At 67.2% G+C, this 1423-nt stretch carries 1 protein-coding gene; it reads left to right on the top strand.

What is annotated here, in order from left to right:
* Positions 1 to 295 precede the first annotated feature (295 nt).
* The coding region (locus tag EN893_RS33895; protein WP_206640238.1) for a DNA translocase FtsK 4TM domain-containing protein at positions 296 to 1423 on the top strand (1128 nt) is incomplete at its 3' end.

Below are 1423 nucleotides of genomic sequence, written 5' to 3'. Positions count from 1 at the left end.
CCATGCCGAGTTCGACGAACCAGTGCAAAGCGAGCAGCAAACTGAGCCCTGCCCAGGCCAGTGCCGCCACGCGAAGGAAGACGTGTTGCATGCCTTTACCCAAATTGGCGACCCTCCTTCGCCTACACTCGGCGCCATTCTTCGAGCAGCAAGCGGCTCAACCAGTGGTAACGAGGTTTGATCATCTCAACCTCTTATAGTTAATGCGCCCTTAACCTTCCCACCGATAGTCTGAGACCCGAATCTGCCGGAATGCGCCACGCACCCGGCGAGACCATGACAGACGGGGAAGAGCATGCGTTCAGGGGCTTCAGCACCGCTTGCGCTGGCCGATACGGGGCACGGCATCCAGGCGTTCGCGCGGCGTCAGGTCGGGCGGCTGGTCGGCGTCGGCCTGTTCGCGCTGGCCGCCTTTGGCGTTGCCAGCCTTGCCACCTGGAATGTCGCCGATCCGAGTTTTTCCCACGCGACGAACAACACCGTCACCAATGCCATGGGCTATGCGGGTGCCGTGTTCTCCGACCTGGCCATGCAGTTCTTCGGCCTCGCCGCCGTCGCGGCCCTGGTTCCGACGGTCATCTGGGGCTTCCTGCTGTTTTCCGCGCGCGGCGTCGACAGGCTGCCCAAGCGCGGGCTGTCCTGGTTCGGCTTCGCGCTGCTGGCCGCGGCGATGGTCGGCTGCGTTGTGCCGCCCAAGACCTGGCCGCTGCCCACCGGCCTCGGCGGTGTGTTTGGCGACATGGTGCTGAAGATCCCCGGCGTCGTCATCGGCGGCTATCCGACCGGGCTGATCGCCAGCATCATCGCCATCCTGCTGGCCGCACCCGCGCTGTGGCTCTTTGCCCATGGTTCGGCGCTGATCGGTCGCAAGAACGGCTTCGCCGTGATGGAGGACGAGCCCGCCGCCGATCCGCGCGAGGACGACCTTTTGTTCGACAATGACGAGGACGAAGGCGACGAGGGTATCCTGGCGCTCGGCGCCATCACCCATTGGTGGCTGTCGCTGCGCGCGTGGATGCACCGCCGTGCCTTGCGCCGCAGGCAGGAGCGGGACGAGTACGAGCCGGAGATGGAGCAGCGCTCCACAGCCTGGCGGCGCGCCGCCGAACGGGTCGAATCGGCGGAGTTCGCCGAGCAGCGGATGAGCCAGGATGGCCGCGCCCGCGTCGAGCCCGAATTCTTCGCCGCCATGGTCAATGACCGCAGCGCCTCGCTCGACCCCGACGATGCCGACATCTTCGACGACCGCTTCGACAATGCGGGCGAGGATGCCGATTTCGACGATGAGCCTGTCGTGCAACGCCGCGGCGCGCCGACCGCCAAGGTGCAGCCGTTCCGCTCCGACGCAGCCACCCGCGTCGAGGCGCCGGCGGCGCGCCCCGTGCCCGGCGCCCGCGTCCAGCGCGAGGCGCAGACATCGCTG

The organism is Mesorhizobium sp. M7A.F.Ca.CA.004.04.2.1, from assembly GCF_004022825.1.
Taxonomy (GTDB): Bacteria; Pseudomonadota; Alphaproteobacteria; order Rhizobiales; family Rhizobiaceae; genus Mesorhizobium.
The sequence above is the reverse complement of the archived record's forward strand: the minus strand, read 5'-3'. Positions and strand labels throughout refer to the sequence as shown.